General features: G+C 74.3%; 15 protein-coding genes. 14 read left to right on the top strand and 1 reads right to left on the bottom strand.

Annotated elements, in window-relative coordinates:
- Positions 1 to 35 precede the first annotated feature (35 nt).
- Positions 36 to 1,310, top strand: a complete 1,275-nt coding sequence (gene mshC / locus JN535_RS05945) for a cysteine--1-D-myo-inosityl 2-amino-2-deoxy-alpha-D-glucopyranoside ligase (protein ID WP_205203678.1) — start codon at positions 36 to 38, stop codon at positions 1,308 to 1,310.
- Positions 1,311 to 1,344: 34 nt separating this feature from the next.
- On the opposite strand, the gene JN535_RS05950 is transcribed toward mshC, so the two are convergent.
- A complete protein-coding gene (locus tag JN535_RS05950; protein WP_205203680.1) occupies positions 1,345 to 2,214 on the bottom strand; it encodes a PAC2 family protein in 870 nt (289 codons plus the stop codon).
- A gap of 136 nt (positions 2,215 to 2,350) precedes the next feature.
- Here JN535_RS05950 and JN535_RS05955 point away from each other — a divergent pair, with 136 nt between their 5' ends.
- The 13 genes from JN535_RS05955 to JN535_RS06015 all read left to right on the top strand — a co-directional run bounded on the left by JN535_RS05955 (position 2,351) and on the right by JN535_RS06015 (position 18,477).
- A complete protein-coding gene (locus JN535_RS05955; RefSeq protein ID WP_205203682.1) occupies positions 2,351 to 3,064 on the top strand; it encodes an HAD family hydrolase in 714 nt (237 codons plus the stop codon).
- 44 nt (positions 3,065 to 3,108) lie between these two features.
- Positions 3,109 to 4,287 carry a site-2 protease family protein gene (locus tag JN535_RS21490; protein WP_205203684.1) on the top strand — a complete coding sequence of 393 codons (1,179 nt, stop codon included), beginning with the start codon at positions 3,109 to 3,111 and terminating at the stop codon, positions 4,285 to 4,287.
- Positions 4,288 to 4,370: 83 nt separating this feature from the next.
- The gene (locus JN535_RS05965) at positions 4,371 to 5,489 is read left to right on the top strand and encodes a tRNA (adenine-N1)-methyltransferase (protein ID WP_374100480.1); all 1,119 of its coding nucleotides are present in this window, start codon (positions 4,371 to 4,373) and stop codon (positions 5,487 to 5,489) included.
- A gap of 183 nt (positions 5,490 to 5,672) precedes the next feature.
- Positions 5,673 to 7,331: a proteasome ATPase gene (gene arc / locus JN535_RS05970; protein ID WP_205203692.1), complete on the top strand. Its 1,659-nt coding sequence runs from the start codon at positions 5,673 to 5,675 to the stop codon at positions 7,329 to 7,331.
- A 162-nt stretch (positions 7,332 to 7,493) separates the two neighbouring features.
- On the top strand, positions 7,494 to 9,131 hold the full coding sequence (gene dop / locus JN535_RS05975; protein WP_205204616.1) for a depupylase/deamidase Dop: 1,638 nt from the start codon (positions 7,494 to 7,496) through the stop codon (positions 9,129 to 9,131).
- Positions 9,132 to 9,283: 152 nt separating this feature from the next.
- A complete protein-coding gene (locus JN535_RS05980) occupies positions 9,284 to 9,484 on the top strand; it encodes a ubiquitin-like protein Pup (RefSeq protein WP_205203701.1) in 201 nt (66 codons plus the stop codon).
- A 19-nt stretch (positions 9,485 to 9,503) separates the two neighbouring features.
- Complete coding sequence (prcB, locus tag JN535_RS05985; RefSeq protein ID WP_205203709.1) at positions 9,504 to 10,439, top strand: proteasome subunit beta; 936 nt, start codon at positions 9,504 to 9,506, stop codon at positions 10,437 to 10,439.
- The gene (gene prcA / locus JN535_RS05990) at positions 10,436 to 11,215 is read left to right on the top strand and encodes a proteasome subunit alpha (RefSeq protein ID WP_205203717.1); all 780 of its coding nucleotides are present in this window, start codon (positions 10,436 to 10,438) and stop codon (positions 11,213 to 11,215) included. The genes prcB and prcA overlap by 4 nt, the downstream gene beginning before the upstream one ends.
- Before the next feature lie 7 nt (positions 11,216 to 11,222).
- Positions 11,223 to 12,584, top strand: a complete 1,362-nt coding sequence (gene pafA / locus JN535_RS05995; RefSeq protein ID WP_205203725.1) for a Pup--protein ligase — start codon at positions 11,223 to 11,225, stop codon at positions 12,582 to 12,584.
- A gap of 13 nt (positions 12,585 to 12,597) precedes the next feature.
- On the top strand, positions 12,598 to 13,632 hold the full coding sequence (locus JN535_RS06000; RefSeq protein ID WP_307868284.1) for an FKBP-type peptidyl-prolyl cis-trans isomerase: 1,035 nt from the start codon (positions 12,598 to 12,600) through the stop codon (positions 13,630 to 13,632).
- A complete protein-coding gene (gene hisF / locus JN535_RS06005) occupies positions 13,629 to 14,399 on the top strand; it encodes an imidazole glycerol phosphate synthase subunit HisF (protein WP_205203727.1) in 771 nt (256 codons plus the stop codon). Before JN535_RS06000 ends, hisF begins: the two co-directional genes overlap by 4 nt.
- A 287-nt stretch (positions 14,400 to 14,686) precedes the next feature.
- Complete coding sequence (locus JN535_RS06010) at positions 14,687 to 16,600, top strand: ABC transporter ATP-binding protein (RefSeq protein ID WP_205204620.1); 1,914 nt, start codon at positions 14,687 to 14,689, stop codon at positions 16,598 to 16,600.
- Entirely contained in the window at positions 16,597 to 18,477 is a 1,881-nt protein-coding gene (locus JN535_RS06015) for an ABC transporter ATP-binding protein (protein ID WP_205203729.1), read from the top strand. Before JN535_RS06010 ends, JN535_RS06015 begins: the two co-directional genes overlap by 4 nt.
- The last annotated feature ends 37 nt before the right edge of the window (positions 18,478 to 18,514 follow it).

Here is an 18,514-nt window from a genome sequence, read left to right on the forward strand (position 1 = left end):
CCGTCGCCGACGTTGCCGACGGATAAGGTTGACGCGTGCACAGCTGGCCCGCCCCGCAGATCCCCGAGCTCCCCGGACGAGGCCTCCCGGTCCGGGTGCACGACTCGTCGACCGGCGAGCTCGTCGTCGCGGCCCCGGGGGGCGACGCCACCCTCTACGTCTGCGGCATCACGCCGTACGACGCGACCCACATCGGCCACGCGGCCACCTACGTCGCGTTCGACCTGCTCGTGCGCGCCTGGACGGACGCCGGCCAGCGCGTGCGGTACGCGTCGAACGTCACCGACGTCGACGACCCGCTCCTCGAGCGCGCCGCCGCGACCGGCGTCGACTGGCGTGCGCTCGCCGTCGACCAGACGGCGCTCTTCGCCGAGGACATGACGGCGCTCGGCGTGGTCCCGCCCGACGTCTACGAGGGCGCGGTCGAGACGATCCCGGCCGTCGTGGAGGCGGTGACCCAGCTCCTCGACGCCGGCCTCGCCTACCGCGTGCCGGTCGAGCCGGGAGCGGGCGGCACCGACCCGGGACTCGGCGACGTCTACGCCGACCTCTCGGCCGACCCCGCGTTCGGCTCGGTCTCGCGCCTCGCGCGCGACGTCATGCAGCACCTGTTCGCCGAGCGGGGCGGTGACCCCGAGCGCGAGGGCAAGAAGGACGCGCTCGACCCGCTCCTGTGGCGCCGCGAGCGCCCGGGCGAGCCCGCGTGGGACGGCGGTGCGCTCGGCACCGGGCGGCCCGGGTGGCATGTCGAGTGCGCCGTGATCTCGCGCGACGGGCTCGGCCTGCCCTTCGACGTGCAGGGCGGGGGAGCGGACCTGCTCTTCCCGCACCACGAGATGTCCTCCTCGCACGACCGCATGCTCTCGGGGGGCGGCGCCCCCCGCGCCCACGTGCACGCCGGCCTCGTCGCGTACGAGGGCGAGAAGATGAGCAAGTCGCGCGGCAACCTCGTGCTCGTCTCGAACCTGCGGGCCACGGGCGTCGACCCCATGGCGATCCGCGTCGCGCTGCTCGCGCACCACTACCGCGGCGAGTGGGAGTGGACCGACGACGACCTGCCCGCCGGCGTGCGCCGCCTGGAGACGTGGCGCGACGCCGTCTCGGGCAACGGAGGTCCCGACGCCACCGCGACGCTCGCTGCCGTGCGCGCCGCGCTCGCCGACGACCTCGACGCCCCCGCGGCGCTCGCGGCCGTCGACGCGTGGGCCGCGGAATCGTTGCGTCCCGGGCGCGACACGTCGGCGGACGTCGAGGGCGCGCCGGGCGTGGTCGCCCGCGCGGTGAACGCCCTGCTCGGCGTGCGCCTCTGACGCGCCGCCGCACCCACGCGGCCGCGCGGGTGCGTCAGACCGTCGGGCCGCCCTTGCCCGGGTTGCCGCGGTCGCGGCGGCGCAGATAGCGCTCGAACTCGCGCGCGATCGCCTCGCCGCTCGCCTCCGGAAGCTCCGCGGTGTCCTTCGCCTCCTCGAGCTGCTGGACGTACTCGGCGATCTCGGCGTCCTCCGCGGCGAGCTCGTCGACGCCGTGCTGCCACGCCTCGGCGTCCTCGGGCAGGTCGCCGAGCGGGATCGGCTCCGAGAGCAGCTCCTCGATGCGCGCGAGGATCGCGAGCGTCGCCTTGGGCGACGGCGGGTGCGCGACGTAGTGCGGCACGGCCGCCCACAGCGACACCGACTGCAGGCCCCGCTCGGCTGCCGCGTGCTGGAGCACGCCCACGATGCCCGTCGGGCCCTCGTACGTGCTCGGCTCGACGTCGAGCACCGCCTGCAGCCCGACGCTCTCCGACGTCGCCGTCATGGGGATGGGCCGCGTGTGCGGCACGTCCGCGAGCAGCGCGCCGAGGGTGACGACCGTGCGCACGTCGTGCTCCTCCGCGATGTCGAGCAGCTCGCGGCAGTAGCGGCGCCAGCGCATCGACGGCTCGATGCCGTGCACGAGCACGACGCGGCGGCCGGTGGGGGACAGGACCGCGGACGCGATCGTGGTCGTCGGCCACGTGATCTCCCGGCGGCCGTCGTCGTCCGTCGTGACCACGGGGCGGTTGACCTGGAAGTCGTGGTACTCCTCCGGGTCGAGCTCGTCCACGTCCTGCGCGCCCCACACCTCGTGCAGGTGCTGGAGGGCGGCGGTGGCGGCGCTCCCCGCGTCGTTCCAGCCCTCGAACGCCGCGATCATCACGGTCTGCCGGGTGCCCTCGGTCGCGTTCTCGGTCATCGCCCCAGCCTATGCGGCCGGGCCCGACGACGGCGGAGCGGGTTCGCGCGTGGCGTAGCCCCACGTAGGGTGGAGGGACCGGGTGCACCGCGTCGTGCCCCGCCCGGACCCCACCCCTCGTCCTTGGAGCCATGCCGTGACGTCCCCGCGCCCCGCCACCGATCCCGCCCTCCCGCAGGCAGTCCTGTGGGACATGGACGGGACGCTCGTCGACACCGAGCCGTACTGGATGGCGGCGGAGCGCGAGCTCGTCGACGCCCACGGGGGCACGTGGACGCACGAGGACGCCATGTCGCTCGTCGGCAACCCGTTGCGCGAGTCCGCGAAGATCCTCCGGGACCGCGGGGGAGTCGTCCTGCCCATCGACGAGATCGTCGCGTTCCTCATCGGCCGGGTCATCGAGCAGGTGCGTGCCGAGGTCCCGTGGCAGCCCGGCGCGCGCGGGCTCCTCACGGAGCTGCGCGAGGCGGGCGTGCCGTGCGCGCTCGTCACGATGTCGTACCGCGAGCTCGCCGCGCCGGTCGCCGAGCTCGCCCCGGACGGCGCGTTCCAGGTGCTCGTGTGCGGGGACGAGGTCGAGCGCGGCAAGCCCGACCCGGAGCCCTACCTGCTCGCGGCGGAACGCCTGGGCGTCGACGTCACGCGCTGCGTCGCGATCGAGGACTCGCCCGCTGGCATCGCCTCGGCACGCGCCGCAGGGGCCGCGACGCTGGGCGTCGAGGCCGTCGTCCCGGTGCTCCCCGCGCCCGGCCTGAGCCGGACGCCGTCGCTCGAGCTCGTCGACCTCGAGCTGCTCGCGCGCCTGGTCTCCGGCGAGGTCGTCGACCTCATGGCCGACGACGCGGCCTAGCGCCCGACGTCCGGGCGGGCGCGCGGAGCGCTTAGGCTCTCCGGGTGGACGGACCCGAGCCCAGAACCCCCCGCACGCCCGCACCGGCAGGCCCGCGCACGAAGGGATGGGTCATCGGCCGGGTAGCCGGCGCCCCGGTGATCATCACGCCGTCGTGGTTCCTCGCCGCGGTGATCCTCACGGTCCTCTTCAAGCCGACCGTGGACAACCTCGCTCCGCACCTGGGCACCGAGGTGTACCTCGTCTCGTTCGCGTTCGTCCTGCTGCTCTTCGCGTCCGTGTTCCTGCACGAGGTCGCGCACGCGCTCGTCGCGCGCGCCCGGGGCCAGCACGTCACCGAGCTCGCCGTGACGCTGTGGGGCGGGCACACGGCGTACTCGGGGACGTCGTCGCGCCCGCTCGACGGGTTCCTCATCTCGGTGGTCGGGCCGCTGACCAACCTGGCGCTCGCGGTCGTGTTCTGGCTGGCGTTCCTGGCCCAGCCCACCTTCACCGTGCCCGCGCTGCTGCTCTACGCGGGGGCGTTCGCCAACGCGTTCGTCGGGTTCTTCAACCTCCTGCCCGGGCTCCCGCTCGACGGCGGCCAGATCCTCGAGTCCGCCGTGTGGGCCGCGACGGGCTCGCGCACCAAGGGCACGGTCGCGGCCGGCTGGGTCGGACGCGTCGTCGCCGTGGGAGTCGTCGCGTGGGCCCTCGTGTGGCCGCTCACCCTCGGGCGGCAGCCGGACCTGTGGACGGTCGCGTGGGCGGCGCTCATCGGTGCGTTCCTCTGGAGCGGCGCCGGGCAGGCGATCACGGTGGGGCGTTCACGCGAGGCGGTCTCCGGGCTCTCCGTCCGCGGCCTCGCACGGCCAGCCGTCGCGGTGCCGTCCACGGCGACCGTCGGGGCCGTGGGGCGCGCGGTGGCGCTCGCGGGCGGCCCGCACGTCCTGGCCGTCCTCGTCGACGGGTCCGGACGACCCGTCGGGTACGCGGACCCCGCCGCGGCCGCGGCCGTGCCGCCCGACACCGCGGAGACGACGCCCGTGGGCGCCGTCGCGGTCCCGCTGCCCGCGGGCGCGACCATCGACGCGCACCTCCGGGGCCAGGACATGCTCGCCGTGCTCGCGCGCGTCGGCCGGGACGCCGCCGTCGTCGCCGTGACCGACGGCGGCCGGGTCGTCGGGGCGCTCGAGGTCGCGCAGGTCGTGACCGCGCTGCGGGACGCGCAACGCGGTCGCTGACCAGGGGGCGGCCGCGCGGTCGGGACGGGCTGTCCGGCGACCCGCCGCGGGGCGCGGCCGACCGGCCCGTAGGATGGTCGCCCGTGACCTCCGAGCCCGCCGCCACGCCCGGCCCCCAGACGACGCCCTCCGGACCGGACGGCGCTCCGGTGCCCGCGGGCACCACCACGGACCGCCCGGTGGCGACCGGCGCGGACGAGCGCCGCGGCCCCCTGCGCGTGGGCGACAAGGTGCAGCTCACGGACCCGCGGGGGCGCCTGCACACCATCACGCTCGCGCCGGGCGCGACGTTCCACACGCACAAGGGCTACCTGCGCCACGACGACCTCATCGGGCAGCCCGAGGGCAGCGTGGTCCGCAACACCGCCGACATCGAGTACCTCGCGCTGCGCCCCTTGCTCGCGGACTACGTGCTGTCCATGCCGCGCGGCGCCGCGGTCGTCTACCCCAAGGACGCAGGCCAGATCGTCGCGATGGCGGACGTCTTCCCCGGCGCGCGCGTCATCGAGGCGGGCGTCGGCTCGGGCGCGCTGACCATGTCGCTCCTGCGCGCCGTCGGCGACGCGGGCGAGCTGCACTCGATCGAGCGCCGCGAGGACTTCGCGGCCATCGCGCGCGGCAACGTGGAGACGTTCTTCGGCGGCCCGCACCCCGCCTGGACGTTGTCCGTGGGCGATCTCGCCGACGTGCTGCCGACCGTCGCCGAGGACGGCAGCGTGGACCGCGTCGTGCTCGACATGCTCGCGCCGTGGGAGAACCTCGACGTCGTCGCGCGCGCGCTCGTCCCCGGCGGCGTGCTCGTGTGCTACGTCGCCACGACCACCCAGCTCTCGCGCCTCGCGGAGGACCTGCGCGCCGACGGCCGCTACGCCGAGCCGGTCGCGTGGGAGTCCATGGTCCGGGGCTGGCACCTCGAGGGCCTCGCGGTGCGACCGCAGCACCGCATGATCGGGCACACGGGCTTCCTGCTCACCGCGCGCCGCCTGGCCGACGGCGTCGCGCCGCCGGAGCGCAAGCGCCGCCCGGCCAAGGGCGCGTACCCGACCGACGCCGAGCAGTGGTCGCCCGAGGAGCTCGGTGAGCGCCCGGTCTCGGAGAAGAAGATCCGCCGCGTGCGGCGCGACGTCGGCCAGGGCCGGGAGCAGGCGGCGGCGACCGGCTCCTCGCAGGACGCGCACCCGTCCGACGTGTCGGAGGCATGACGGTCCGGTAACGATCGGGACCCGGTCGTCTCACGCTGGGTGTCGTCCGTGTGCTCGGGCGAGAATTGTGCCTAAGGTCTACACCCGACCGCCGGACGGTGGTCGGCACGGGTGCCCTCACGGGTCCGCCGTCCGCCGTCCAGCACGCGGTCGGGCGAGCCGCCGGCGAGAGGGGAACACCCGATGAGCGAGACATTCGGCCGTAGCGACGAGGCCCCGCAGAGCAGCGCGCGAGAGCTCGCGCTGCTGTCCGCGAAGAACGAGAGGCTCGCCGAGGCGCTGCGTGCCGCGCGGGACCAGATCCTCGACCTCAAGCGGCAGATCGACGACCTCGCCAAGCCTCCGGGCACCTACGCGGTGTTTCTCGCGGCGCACCCGGACGGGTCGGTCGACGTGTCCGCCGCCGGGCGCAAGATGCACGTCGGCGCGAGCCCGAGCCTCGACGTGCAGCGCCTGCGCCCCGGCCAGGAGGTCAAGCTCAACGAGGCGATGACCGTCGTCGCGGCCGGTGGCTACGAGCGCACCGGCGAGATCGTCACCGCCAAGGAGATCCTCGACGCGGACCGCGTGCTCGTCGTGGGCCGCGCCGACGAGGAGCGCGTCGTGCGCCTCGCGGGCTCGGTCGCGCACTCGACGCTGCGCGTCGGGGACTCGCTGACGATCGACACGCGCAGCGGTTTCGTGTTCGAGGTGATCCCCAAGTCCGAGGTCGAGGAGCTCGTGCTCGAGGAGGTCCCGGACATCGCCTACGAGGACATCGGCGGCCTCGGCCCGCAGATCGAGCAGATCCGCGACGCGGTCGAGCTGCCGTTCACGCACCCGGACCTCTTCCGCGAGCACGGGCTCCACCCGCCCAAGGGCGTCCTGCTGTACGGGCCGCCCGGGTGCGGCAAGACGCTCATCGCCAAGGCCGTCGCGAACTCGCTCGCGCACACCGTCGCACGGGCGCGCGGCGAGCAGGTCGAGGCGGGCTCCGGCGCCGCGCGCAGCTACTTCCTCAACGTCAAGGGCCCGGAGCTGCTCAACAAGTACGTGGGCGAGACCGAGCGGCACATCCGCCTGATCTTCGCCCGCGCGCGGGAGAAGGCGTCGCAGGGCACCCCGGTCGTCGTGTTCTTCGACGAGATGGAGTCGCTGTTCCGCACCCGCGGCACCGGCCTGTCGTCCGACGTCGAGACGACGATCGTGCCCCAGCTCCTCGCCGAGATCGACGGCGTGGAGCGGCTCGACAACGTCATCGTCATCGGCGCGTCGAACCGCGAGGACATGATCGACCCGGCGATCCTGCGGCCCGGCCGCCTCGACGTGAAGATCAAGATCGAGCGGCCCGACGCCGAGGGCGCCAAGGAGATCTTCGCCAAGTACCTCACCGAGGACCTCCCCATCCACGCGGCCGACCTCGCCGAGCACGGCGGCAACCATCGCGAGGCGCTCGACGCGATGATCCGCTCGGTCGTGGAGCGCATGTACTCCGAGGACGAGGAGAACCAGTTCCTCGAGGTCACCTACGCGAGCGGCGACAAGGAGGTCCTGTACTTCAAGGACTTCAACTCCGGCGCGATGATCCAGAACGTCGTCGACCGCGCCAAGAAGTCCGCGATCAAGGACTTCCTCGCGACCGGACAGCGCGGCATCCGCGTCGACCACCTGCTCGCGGCCTGCGTCGACGAGTTCAAGGAGAACGAGGACCTGCCCAACACCACCAACCCCGACGACTGGGCCCGCATCAGCGGCAAGAAGGGCGAGCGCATCGTCTTCATCCGCACGATCGTCCAGAAGAAGGGCGAGGGCGGCTCCCCGCGCACCATCGACACCGTCACCAACACGGGCCAGTACCTGTAGGGCCCGCCCGGTCCCCGGCCCGGCACCCCGCCGGACGGCGACCCGCCCGTGCGGGCCGCCGTTCCGACGGGGTGCCGCCGTCCGGGACGGACGTGTCGGTGGACACGACCGCGCGAGGTCGGGAGGCCGACATAGGGTGAGCGCGTGAGCGTTCGACGGGTCATGGGGATCGAGACCGAGTACGGCGTCCTCCAGCCGGGGAAGCCGATGGCGAACCCGATGCTGATGTCGAGCCAGGTCGTCACGACCTACCGGGCGCTCGCCGCGCGCAGCGACGGCGCTCGCGGCCGGGCGCGCTGGGACTACGACGACGAGGACCCGCTCCAGGACGCGCGAGGCTTCCACGTCCCGCGCGCGTCGGCCCACCCGTCGCTGCTCACCGACGACCCGTCCCGGCCCGCGCCGTCGGGGCCGGTCGCGGAGCCGGGTCCGGCGGGCCGGACCGAGGCCTCGTTCCAGGAGGTCGCGCGGCCCACGACGGAGGAGTACGACGACCCGAGCGCGGCGAACGTCATCCTGACGAACGGCGCCCGGCTCTACGTCGACCACGCGCACCCGGAGTACTCGTCGCCCGAGGTCACGGTGCCCCACGACGTCGTGTGCTGGGACGTGGCGGGGGAGCGCGTGATGCTCGCGGCCTCGCGCGAGCTGGACCAGGTGCCGGGCGGGTCCGTCGTGCTCTACAAGAACAACGTCGACGGCAAGGGCGCGAGCTACGGCACGCACGAGAACTTCCTGGTGGACCGGGAGGTCCCGTTCGGGGTGCTCGTGGAGATGCTCACGCCGTTCCTCGTGACCCGGCAGGTGTTCGCCGGCTCGGGCCGTGTGGGCCTCGGCCCGACCGGTGAGGAGCACGGCTTCCAGATCTCGCAGCGCGCGGACTACGTCGAGGCCGAGGTCGGGCTGGAGACCACGCTGCGCCGCCCGATCGTCAACACGCGCGACGAGCCCCACGCCGACCGGCAGCGCTGGCGCCGGCTGCACCTCATCATCGGCGACGCGAACATGCTCGAGCCCGCGACGTACCTCAAGACGGGCACGACGTCGCTCGTGCTGTTCGTCGTCGAGCACCTCGAGGAGCTGGGGCCTCAGGTGCGGGCGCGGCTGGCCGCCCTGCGGCTGGCGGACCCGGTCGCGGACGTCCAGCGGGTCAGCCGCGACCTGGACCTCACACGTCGGCTCACGCTCGCCGACGGGCGCGAGCTGACCGCGCTGGAGGTCCAGCGCGAGTACCTCGCGGTGGCCGCGGAGGCGTCGGAGCGGCTGGCGGGAGCAGACGGCGTCGACGCCCCGACGCGCGACGTCCTCGCGCGGTGGGACTCCGTGCTCGAGCGCCTCGGGACGGACCGTGCCGCGTGCGCGCGCGACGTCGAGTGGGTCGCCAAGCTGCGCCTCCTCGACCGGCTGCGCGAGCGCGACGGCCTCGACTGGGGGCACCCCCGGCTCGCGGCGATGGACCTGCAGTGGTCCGACGTGCGCCCGGAGCGCGGCATCTACCACCGGCTCCTCGCGTCGGGCGCGGTCGACCGCGTCGTCACCGAGCGGGAGGTCGGCGCCGCCGTGCACCACGCACCGGAGGACACGCGCGCGTTCTTCCGCGGCGAGGTCATGGCGCGCTACGGCGACCAGGTCTCGGCCGCGAGCTGGGACTCGGTGATCTTCGACGTGCCGGGCGCGCCCTCGCTCCAGCGGGTCCCGATGATGGATCCGCTCCGGGGGACGCGGGCGCACATCGGTGCGCTGCTCGACGCGAGCCCGGACGCAGCCGCGCTCCTGGCGGGTCTGGCGGGCCCGTCGTGAGTCGCGGCGACTAGGCTGGACGTACGACGGCGCCCCGCCCTTCGCGGAACGGGCGCCGTGTGCGAGCAGGGCCGGGAAGGGCGCGAGCCCCGACCGGGTTGGAACGGACAGAGCGTTGGCGCGGCACCGGGCCGACGGACGAGGAGGCAGCCATGGCGGGTACCGAACGCACCCACGCGTCGCACGAGGACCGGCGTCCCGACGACGAGCCCGAGGGCCCCGAGGTCCCGGTCGCGCCGCAGGCGCAGGCGCGCGACGCCGAGGTCGACGCGCTCCTCGAGGAGATCGACGAGGTGCTGGAGACGAACGCGGAGTCCTTCGTCCGGGGCTTCGTGCAGAAGGGCGGCGAGTAGGAAGGGTGACGGCAACCCGATGAGCACGGACCAGTCCGGGCGCCTGCCCGACGCGTTCACGACCCCCGGGTCGTCGTCCTTCCTGGAGTTCCTGGCCGGGCACGCCCCCGACCTGCTGCCGTCGCGTCGCGCCGCCGGCCACGCGTCCGCGGGCGCCGCCCCGGACGCGCCGCACGCGACGACGATCGTCGCCCTCACGTTCGGCGCCGAGGGCGTCGCGGGCGGCGTGGTCATGGCCGGCGACCGGCGCGCGACGATGGGCTCGATGATCGCGAACCGCGAGATCGAGAAGGTGTTCCCCGCGGACGAGTACTCGGCCGTCGGGATCGCCGGGACGGCGGGCATCGCGGTCGAGCTCGTGCGCCTGTTCCAGCTCGAGCTCGAGCACTACGAGAAGATCGAGGGCTCCCTGCTCTCGCTGGACGGCAAGGCCAACCGCCTGTCGACGATGATCCGGCAGAACCTCGGCCTCGCGATGCAGGGGCTCGCGGTGGTCCCGCTGTTCGCCGGGTTCGACCTCGACCGCGGCGGCGGGCGCATCTTCTCCTACGACGTGACCGGCGGTCGGTACGAGGAACGCGCCTACCACTCGGTGGGGTCCGGGTCGGTGTTCGCGCGGAGCTCGCTGAAGAAGCTGTGGCGCACCGAGCTCGACCGGGACGCATCGGTGCGCGTCGCGGTCGAGGCCCTGTACGACGCGGCGGACGACGACTCGGCCACGGGCGGCCCCGACCCGGTGCGCCGCATCTGGCCCGTCGTCGCGGTCGTGACGCAGGCCGGGTACGAGCGCGTCCCCGACGACGAGCTCGCCGCCGTCGTCGAGCAGATCGTGGCCGAGCGGTCCGGGACGGGCGTGGCGCGTCGTCGCCCTGCCGCGACGAACGCCGAGGCGGTGCCGCACGACCCGCCGCACGACCTGTCGCAGGGACCCGCGTCGGGAGGTGACGCCGAGTGAACATGCCCTTCTACGTCTCGCCCGAGCAGCTCATGAAGGACCGGGCGGACTTCGCGCGCAAGGGCATCGCGCGCGGCCGCTCCGTCGTCGTCCTCGCGTACGAGGACGGGATCGCGTTCGCCACGGAGAACCCCTCGCGCGCGCTGCACAAGATCTCCGAGATCTACGACCGCATCGCGTTCGCCGCGGTGGGCAAGTACAACGAGTTCGAGAACCTGCGGGTCGCGGGCGTGCGCTACGCGGACCTGCGCGGGTACTCCTACGACCGCACCGACGTCAACGCGCGCGGGCTCGCGAACGCGTACGCCCAGACGCTCGGGACGGTGTTCACCACGGAGTCCAAGCCGCTCGAGGTCGAGCTCGTCGTCGCGGAGGTCGGACGCACCTCGGCGCAGGACCAGCTCTATCGGATCTCCTACGACGGCTCCGTCGCCGACGAGCAGGGCGTCGTCGTCATGGGCGGGCAGGCCGACCAGCTCGGCCGCGTGCTCCAGGACGCGTGGCAGCCCGGCCTCGGCCTGGCCGAGGTGCTGCGGCTCGCCGTGCGCGCGCTCGGTGCGGGGGGCGACGGGGAGGAGGCGCGGACCATCCCGGCCGCGCAGCTCGAGGTCGCCGTCCTGGACCGCACGCGCCCGCGGCGCGCGTTCCGCCGGATCTCCGGGAGCGCGCTCGAGGACCTTCTCGCAGACGGTGCCGGACCGGCGGCGGCCCCCGACGCCGAGACCGACGACGCGGGGGGCGCGACGGGCGCCGGCCCGGCGACGGACGAGGGGTAGGACCGCGATGGACCGCAGGATCTTCGGGCTGGAGACCGAGTACGGCGTGACGTGCGCGTCCGACGACGGCCGGGGGCTGTCGGCCGACGAGGTCGCGCGGTACCTGTTCCGCAAGGTCGTGGCCTGGGGGCGCTCGTCCAACGTGTTCCTGCGCAACGGGTCGCGCCTGTACCTCGACGTCGGCTCGCACCCCGAGTACGCGACGGCCGAGTGCGACGACGTGCACCAGCTCGTCGCGTACGACCGCGGCGGCGAGCGGATCCTCGAGGGTCTCGTCGCGGACGCGCAGCAGCGTCTCGAGCACGAGGGACTGCCCGGACGGATCCACCTCTTCAAGAACAACACGGACTCTGCGGGCAACTCGTACGGGTGCCACGAGAACTACCTCGTGCGGCGCCAGGGCGACTTCGCGCGGCTGTCCGACGTGCTCGTGCCGTTCCTCATCACCCGCCAGGTGCTCACGGGCGCCGGGAAGGTCCTCGCGACGCCGCGTGGCGCGGTGTACTGCCTGTCGCAGCGCGCCGACCACATCTGGGAGGCCGTCTCCAGCGCGACGACGCGGTCCCGCCCGATCATCAACACGCGCGACGAGCCGCACGCCGACGCCGAGAGCTACCGGCGGCTGCACGTGATCGTCGGCGACTCGTCGATGGCGGAGACGACGACGATGCTCAAGGTCGGCTCGACCGACCTCATCCTGCGCATGGTCGAGGCGGGCGTGCCGATGCGCGACCTGGCGCTCGAGAACCCGATCCGGTCGATCCGCGAGATCAGCCACGACATGACGGGCAAGCAGCCCGTCCAGCTCGCGAGCGGCCGGACGGTCACCGCGATCGACCTCCAGGGCGAGTACCTCCAGCGCGTCAAGGAGTTCGTCGAGCAGGACGTCTCGCCGACGCCGGTCGTCAAGCAGGTCCTCGACCTGTGGGAGCGGGGGCTGCGCGCGCTCGAGACGGGCGACCTCTCGCTGGTCGAGCGCGAGCTCGACTGGGTCATCAAGTACCGGCTGATCCAGCGGTACCAGGCCAAGCACGGGCTCGAGCTCGACGACCCGCGGATCGCGCGCCTGGACCTCGCCTACCACGACATCTCGCGCACCGAGGGGCTGTACAACCTCCTCGCGGCGCGCGGCATGGTCGAGCGCGTCACGACGGACCTCGAGGTGTTCGAGTCGACGGCGGTCCCGCCGCAGACGACGCGCGCCAAGCTGCGCGGCGACTTCGTTCGTGCCGCGCAGGAGGCGCGCCGGGACTACACGGTCGACTGGGTGCACCTCAAGCTCAACGACCAGGCGCAGCGCACGGTCCTGTGCAAGGACCCGTTCCGGAACGTCGACGAGCGCGTGGAACGCCTCATCGAGTCGATGTGATGCAGGACCTGATGTGACGAACCTGGCTCTCGCGGCCGGGCGCCCCGAGCGGGGCGCGCGGCCCGTCCGCCGTCGCGCGCCCGCGCTCCGGGCAGCCCTCGCGCTGCTCGCGGCGCTCGTCGCGACCCTCGTCCTCGCCGCGTGCACCGAGCCGGAGGACGCGACCCCGACGCCGCTCAACACCGACCTCGCGGTGATCGGCTCGTCGGGCGCGCCGCCCGAGCTCCAGTACCGCGCCCCGCTCGACGTCCCCGAGCCGACCTCGGAGGTCGTGTGGCCGGGCGCGGGCGCCGAGCTCGTCGACGGCGGGCCGCTGCTGCTCAACCTCTATGCCGAGGACGTGAGCGACGGGACGGTCCTCCAGAACACGTACACCGACGCGCCGCGCTGGCGCGCGCTGACGGACGAGTCGGTCGGGCGCGACCTGCGCGACCTCCTGCGCGGCCAGAGGGTGGGCGCGCGCCTGCTCCGGCTCGAGGAGGACGACGGCGTCCCCGTCGCGCTGGTCGTGGACGTGCTGCCGACGCGTGCGTCGGGCGAGGCGGTCGCCCCCGTCGAGGGGCTGCCGACCGTGACGCTCGCCGACGACGGGGCGCCGAGCATCACGGTGCCGCCCGAGACCGCGGCCCCCGCCGGGCTCGTCGTGCAGCCTCTGATCCGCGGCGACGGCCGCCAGGTCGAGGTGGGTCAGGTCGTCACCGTCCGGTACACGGGCGTGCGCTGGTCCGACGGCGAGGTGTTCGACTCGACATGGGCCGACGGCGCCGCGCCGACGTCGATCATGATGGGCCTCGGCGAGGTCATCGAGGGCTGGGAGCAGGGCCTCCTCGAACAGTCGGTCGGCAGCCAGGTGCTGCTGGTCGTGCCGCCCGACCTCGCCTACGGCGGGACGGCCAACCCGCTCGGGGGCGAGACCCTCGTCTACGTCGTGGACATCCTCGACGCCCAGTTCCCGGTGACCGCGGAGGAGGCCGCCTCGGGCGGCCCGGACGGCACCGGCACCGACACGACCGGCGACGCGCCGGCCGACCAAGGAGAGTCCTCATGACCGTCGCGATCCGCGTGATCCCGTGCCTCGACGTCGACGCGGGGCGCGTCGTCAAGGGCGTGAACTTCGAGAACCTGCGCGACGCGGGCGACCCCGTCGAGCTCGCCTCCCGGTACGACGCCGAGGGCGCCGACGAGCTGACGTTCCTCGACGTCTCGGCCTCGTCGGGGAACCGGGAGACGACCTACGACGTCGTGCGGCGCACGGCCGAGCAGGTCTTCGTCCCGCTCACCGTCGGTGGCGGCGTGCGCTCGGCGGAGGACGTGGACCGACTCCTGCGCGCCGGCGCGGACAAGGTCGGGGTCAACACGGCGGCGATCGCCCGCCCCGAGCTCATCGCCGAGATCGCGGACCGCTTCGGGAGCCAGGTGCTCGTCCTGTCCGTCGACGCGCGGCGGACGACGGGCGACGTGCGCACGGGCTCCGGGTACGAGGTCACGACGCACGGCGGCCGCCGGGGGACCGGCATCGACGCCGTGGAGTGGGCCGCGCGCGCCGCCGAGCTCGGGGCCGGTGAGATCCTCCTCAACTCGATGGACGCCGACGGGACGACGGCGGGCTTCGACATCGAGATGCTCGCGGCGGTGCGCTCCGAGGTCCGGGTCCCGCTCGTCGCGAGCGGAGGCGCCGGGACGCCCGAGCACTTCGTGGCCGCGGCACGCGCCGGGGCGGACGCCGTCCTCGCGGCGAGCGTCTTCCACTTCGGTGCGCTGACGGTCGCCCAGGTCAAGGACGCGATGCGCGCGCGGGGCGTCGAGGTGCGCTGAACCCGCTGCCCGGCCCTGCGGGGCCGACCCGGTCGCGCCGTCGGGTTCCGTCGGGGCATGTCAGGGGTGCATGAGAAGATCGTGCAACCCCCTGAACGAAAGACGAGGACCGTCCCGTGCCCGGCAGCAGGACGCGCCCCACCGGCGCCGACGCCCCGCCCGCCCCGACCGACCTGCCGGCCCCGGTGGACCGGCCCGACCCGCCTCCGGACCTGCTCCCCGACGAGCCGACCGTCCGCCGCCCGCACGCCCTCACCGGGTCGCGCGTGCGCCGTTCGCTCGCGCTCATGGGCCGCGGCATCCGCGACGAGCCGCGCACCTACGCGCTGGCGATCGGGTCCTCCGCGCTCTTCGGGGCGCTCACCGTGGCGGTGAGCAGCGCGATCGGCACCGCGACGGACGAGGTCGTCGTCCCGGCGCTCGCGGGCGACGCGGCCGCACGCGGCCGCATCTGGCTCGCAGGGCTCGTGCTCGCCGGCATCGCCGTCTCGCTCGCGGCGAGCGTCGCGGCCCGCCGCATCTTCGCCGGCAACGGGTACGCCGCGCTCCAGGCGCGGCACCGCACGGCGGTGACGCGCCAGTACCTGCGCCTGCCCATGTCGTGGCACCGCTCGCACCCCGCGGGCCAGCTCCTGTCGAACGCCAACTCCGACGTCGAGGCGGCCACGGGCGTGTTCAACCCGCTCCCGTTCGCGCTCGGTGTCGTCGTCATGATCGGCGTCGCCGCGGTGATGCTCTTCCGGGTGGACGTCTGGCTCGCGTGCGCCGCGCTCGTCGTCATCCCGCTCGCGATCGCCGTGAACATCGTGTTCCAGCGCTACATGTCGCCCGCCATCACGCGCGCGCAGCAGCTCCGGGCCGAGGTGTCGGACGTGGCGCACGAGAGCTTCGAGGCCGCCCTGCTCGTCACGTCGCTCGGGACGGCGGACCGTGAGGAGCGTCGGTTCGCCGAGCGCACCGACGAGCTGCGCGCCGCGAACGTCCGGGTCGGCGTCGTTCGCGCGTTCTTCGACCCGGTCATCGAGCTCCTGCCGTCGCTCGGCACGCTCCTCGTGCTGGCCGTCGGGACCGTCCGCCTCACGTCGGGCGGCGTCGCGGCGGGCGACATCGTCACCGCCGCCTACCTGCTCACGATCATGGCCGTCCCCGTCCGCGCTTTCGGCTGGGTCCTCGGCGAGCTCCCGCGCGCCCTCGTCGGGTACGAGCGCATCAGCCGCGTCGTCGACGCGGGCGGCGTGCTGCGCCCCGGCACGGGTGGGCTTCCCGGCTCCGGGTCCGGGCTGGGCGTGCGCCTCGACGGCGTCGGCGTGGACGTCCGAGCGGGGGGTCGGGAGATCACGCTGCTCGACGGCGTCGACCTGGACGTCGCGCCGGGCACCACGGTCGCGGTCGTCGGCCCGACGGGTGCGGGCAAGACGACGCTCGTGTCCCTGCTCGCCCGGCTCTCCGACCCGACGCGCGGTCGCGTGCTGCTCGACGGCACCGACGTGCGCGCCGTGCGGGAGGCCGACCTCACCGCCCAGGTCGCGCTCGTCGCGCAGCAGGCGTTCGTCTTCGAGGACACCGTCCGTGCCAACGTCACGCTCGTCGACGACGGCGACCCCGGACCGGACGACGACCAGGTCTGGGAGGCGCTGCGCCTGGCGCGGGTCGACGACGTCGTCGCCCGGCTGCCCGAGGGCCTCGACGCCCCGCTCGGGGAGCGGGGAGCGAACCTCTCGGGCGGCCAGCGGCAGCGGCTCGCCATCGCCCGCGCCCTCGTGCGGCGCCCGCGCCTGCTCGTGCTCGACGACGCGACGTCCGCGGTGGACCCGCGCGTCGAGCAGCAGATCCTCGCCGGCCTCGCTCGTGAGGGGACGGACCGCCCGACCGTGGTGATGGTGGCCTACCGCATGTCGAGCGTCGCGCTCGCGGACGTCGTCGTGCACGTCGAGTCCGGCCGCGTGGTCGACGTCGGCACGCACCACGAGCTGCTCGCCCGCGACCCCGGGTACCGCGAGCTCGCGACCGCGTACGCGCGCGAGGCCGAGCGGCGCGAGCAGGAACGTGCCGACGCCACGGACGACACGGGGCGCGAGGCGGCCGAGGACGGCCGGGAGGCGCACCACGAGGACCGTCGGAGCGACGACCTCGAGCGGCGGGAAGAGATCGAGGAGGACGACGTCGTGCGGCACGTCGAGACGGGGGCGCTGGAGGAATGAGCCGGACCACCACGCAGAGCGAGCGCACGGACGCCCGGAGCGCCGTGCCCGCTCCCGACGCGCCCGGTCGTGCCGCCGACGCCCGCATCGCCTCGGCGAGCTCGCTGGGCGTCCTCGCCACCCTGCGCCGAGGCGTCCAGGTCTCGCCGCAGATCCTCGACGGCATCTGGGTCACGCTCGGGCTCGCGGTCGCGGCCGCGCTGGGCCGCGTCGTCGTCCCGGTGACCGTCCAGCAGACCGTCGACACCGGGGTGCTCGCCGACGGCGGGCCGGACACGACGCGCGTCGCCGTGCTCGTCGGCGTGGCCGCGGTCGTCATCGTCCTCGCGGGCCTGTGCTCGGCCTTCGTCAACGTCCGGCTGTTCCGCTCGACCGAGGCGGGCCTGGCCGGCCTGCGCGTGCGGGCGTTCCGGCACGTGCACGACCTGTCCGTCCTCACGCAGAACACCGAGCGGCGCGGCTCGCTCGTCTCGCGCGTGACGAGCGACGTCGACACGATCTCCCTGTTCGTCCAGTGGGGCGGCATCATGCTGCTGGTCTCGGTGCTGCAGATCGGCGTCGCGACGATCCTCATGGCCGTCTACTCGTGGCAGCTCACGCTCGTGGTCTGGGCGTGCTTCGTCCCGCTGTTCCTCGTCCTGCGCCCGGCGCAGGCGCGCGTGAACGACGCGTACACGCAGGTCCGGGCGCGCGTCGGCGGGATGCTCGGGGCCATCTCCGAGTCGATCGTCGGCGCCGAGACGATCCGCGCGTACGGCGCGGGCGCGCGCACCGCGCGGCGCATCGACGCCGCGGTCGACGCGACCCGGCGCGCCATGGTCCGGGCGCAGAAGCTCGTCGCCGTCGTCTTCTCGAGCGGCGTGCTCGTCGCGAACCTCGTGCTCGCCGTCGTGGTCGTCGTGGGGTCGTACCTCGGCGTGGCCGGCGACGTCTCGGTCGGCCAGCTCCTCGCGTTCCTCTTCCTCGTGCAGCTCTTCACGGGTCCCGTGCAGATGGCGACCGAGATCCTCAACGAGCTCCAGAACGCCGTCGCCGGCTGGCGGCGCGTGCTCGCGGTCCTGGAGACGCCCGTCGAGGTCGTCGACAAGGGGGACGCGGGGGAGCGCAGCCCGCGCGGCCCTGCCCACGTGCGGCTCGAGGGCGTCCGGTTCGCCTACCCCGACGGCCCGGAGGTGCTGCACGGCGTCGACCTCGACCTCCCGGCGCGCGCGTCCGTCGCCGTCGTCGGCGCGACCGGCTCCGGCAAGACGACGATCGCCAAGCTCGTCACCCGGCTCATGGACCCGACGGCCGGCCGCGTGCTGCTCGACGGCACCGACCTGCGCGACCTCGCAGTCGACTCCCTGCGCGAGCGCGTCGTGCTCGTGCCTCAGGAGGGCTTCCTCTTCGACGGCACGCTCGCCGACAACGTCGCCTACGGCCTGCGCGGCGCCGCCGAGCAGGAGCCTGACGCCGCGCGTCGCGCCCGCATCGAGGCCGCCGTCGAGCGGCTCGGGCTCACCGACTGGGTCGCGGACCTGCCCGCCGGGCTCGACTCCCCGGTCGGGCAGCGCGGCGAGTCGCTGTCCGCCGGGGAGCGGCAGCTCGTCGCCCTGATGCGCGCGTACCTCGCCGAGGCCGACCTGCTCGTCCTCGACGAGGCGACGTCCGCCGTCGACCCGGCCACCGAGGTCCGCATCGCCCGCGCCCTCGCGTCCCTCACGGCGGGCCGCTCCACCCTGACCATCGCCCACCGCCTCTCCACCGCCGAGGCGGCCGACCTCGTCGTCGTCGTGGACGGGGGCCACGTCGTCGAGGTCGGTCACCACGACGACCTCGCCCGCGCGGGCGGCGTCTACGCCCGCATGCACGACGCCTGGGTCTCCCAGACCCGCTGAGCCGCGTTCGACCTGGTGCGACGGAGGTGGGACGGGG

This window comes from Cellulosimicrobium cellulans (assembly GCF_016921195.1).
In the GTDB taxonomy this organism is placed as follows: domain Bacteria; phylum Actinomycetota; class Actinomycetes; order Actinomycetales; family Cellulomonadaceae; genus Cellulosimicrobium; species Cellulosimicrobium cellulans_F.